Source organism: Arthrobacter sp. P4_F10 (assembly GCF_056401435.1).
The window spans coordinates 1-2231 of the sequence record NZ_JBFUJJ010000088.1; the positions used below are offsets into that span (position 1 = coordinate 1).

The following is a 2231-nucleotide window of genomic DNA, read 5'->3' on the forward strand; positions in this document are numbered from 1 at the left end:
AAACTTGACCACAAAAGATCAAGGAGTAATTTTCGAGAGAACCATGAAAACCACACCGCACACCAGCCACACCCCAAGGGGCACAACCAGAGCAACGGCACAGATCCAGGTTCATATTCTTGGAAATTGCTTCTTATAAAAGATGCTCGCGTCCACTATGTAGTTCTCAAACAACAACCCCGTACCACACACCCCACACACGCCCCGCCCCAAARGACAGGAACAACCGTATGATCGGTGCAGCCAGGAAACCAGAAACACAAGTCCCACAGCACAACCACGCACCCCCCCAAAGGAAGAGCAACGCGGCCGCGCCATGGTCCTGTTGCCTCAGGACCCAACAGTGTGCCAAACACTACCCGGCAGTTCATTCCGGCGAGCGTTCCAGGACACTCTCAAGAGAGCATCCGTACTTGCTGCCGGCCTGTGCCGCCAGGCACCTATTTGCTGATATTCCACCCGTGAGCACCCGCCGCAGAACAATCGTCTGCGCAACGGGCGTTACTCCTGACAACCCCTCCACACCCGCATACACGGGGCAAGGTGACTGTAGGTGCTCCTTAGAAAGGAGGTGATCCAGCCGCACCTTCCGGTACGGCTACCTTGTTACGACTTAGTCCCAATCGCCAGTCCCACCTTCGACAGCTCCCTCCCACAAGGGGTTAGGCCACCGGCTTCGGGTGTTACCAACTTTCGTGACTTGACGGGCGGTGTGTACAAGGCCCGGGAACGTATTCACCGCAGCGTTGCTGATCTGCGATTACTAGCGACTCCGACTTCATGGGGTCGAGTTGCAGACCCCAATCCGAACTGAGACCGGCTTTTTGGGATTAGCTCCACCTCACAGTATCGCAACCCTTTGTACCGGCCATTGTAGCATGCGTGAAGCCCAAGACATAAGGGGCATGATGATTTGACGTCGTCCCCACCTTCCTCCGAGTTGACCCCGGCAGTCTCCCATGAGTCCCCGCCATTACGCGCTGGCAACATGGAACGAGGGTTGCGCTCGTTGCGGGACTTAACCCAACATCTCACGACACGAGCTGACGACAACCATGCACCACCTGTGAACCGGCCCCAAAGGGGAAGGACTGTTTCCAGCCCGGTCCGGCCCATGTCAAGCCTTGGTAAGGTTCTTCGCGTTGCATCGAATTAATCCGCATGCTCCGCCGCTTGTGCGGGCCCCCGTCAATTCCTTTGAGTTTTAGCCTTGCGGCCGTACTCCCCAGGCGGGGCACTTAATGCGTTAGCTACGGCGCGGAAAACGTGGAATGTCCCCCACACCTAGTGCCCAACGTTTACGGCATGGACTACCAGGGTATCTAATCCTGTTCGCTCCCCATGCTTTCGCTCCTCAGCGTCAGTTAATGCCCAGAGACCTGCCTTCGCCATCGGTGTTCCTCCTGATATCTGCGCATTTCACCGCTACACCAGGAATTCCAGTCTCCCCTACATCACTCTAGTCTGCCCGTACCCACCGCAGATCCGGAGTTGAGCCCCGGACTTTCACGGCAGACGCGACAAACCGCCTACGAGCTCTTTACGCCCAATAATTCCGGATAACGCTTGCGCCCTACGTATTACCGCGGCTGCTGGCACGTAGTTAGCCGGCGCTTCTTCTGCAGGTACCGTCACTTTCGCTTCTTCCCTACTGAAAGAGGTTTACAACCCGAAGGCCGTCATCCCTCACGCGGCGTCGCTGCATCAGGCTTGCGCCCATTGTGCAATATTCCCCACTGCTGCCTCCCGTAGGAGTCTGGGCCGTGTCTCAGTCCCAGTGTGGCCGGTCACCCTCTCAGGCCGGCTACCCGTCGTCGCCTTGGTGAGCCATTACCTCACCAACAAGCTGATAGGCCGCGAGTCCATCCAAAACCACAATAAAGCTTTCCACCCCCCACCATGCGATGAGGAGTCATATCCGGTATTAGACCCAGTTTCCCAGGCTTATCCCAGAGTTAAGGGCAGGTTACTCACGTGTTACTCACCCGTTCGCCACTAATCACCGGYGCAAGCACCGGGTCATCGTTCGACTTGCATGTGTTAAGCACGCCGCCAGCGTTCATCCTGAGCCAGGATCAAACTCTCCGTTGAAGTAAAACAGACACAACACGCGCCCCCGGGAAAACGGGATGCACGCACTGCACAAAATTTGAAACCAGCTGTAAAAACCAGACCACACCACGGGGTGGCGCAATCCAGTCAATTCAACCAATCCATATACAATAAATTGG

At 56.3% G+C, this 2231-nt stretch carries 1 rRNA gene; it reads right to left on the bottom strand.

What is annotated here, in order from left to right:
* Positions 1 to 564 precede the first annotated feature (564 nt).
* Positions 565 to 2091: ribosomal RNA gene (locus tag AC1DR1_RS23095) — 16S ribosomal RNA — on the bottom strand.
* Between the last annotated feature and the right edge of the window lie 140 nt (positions 2092 to 2231).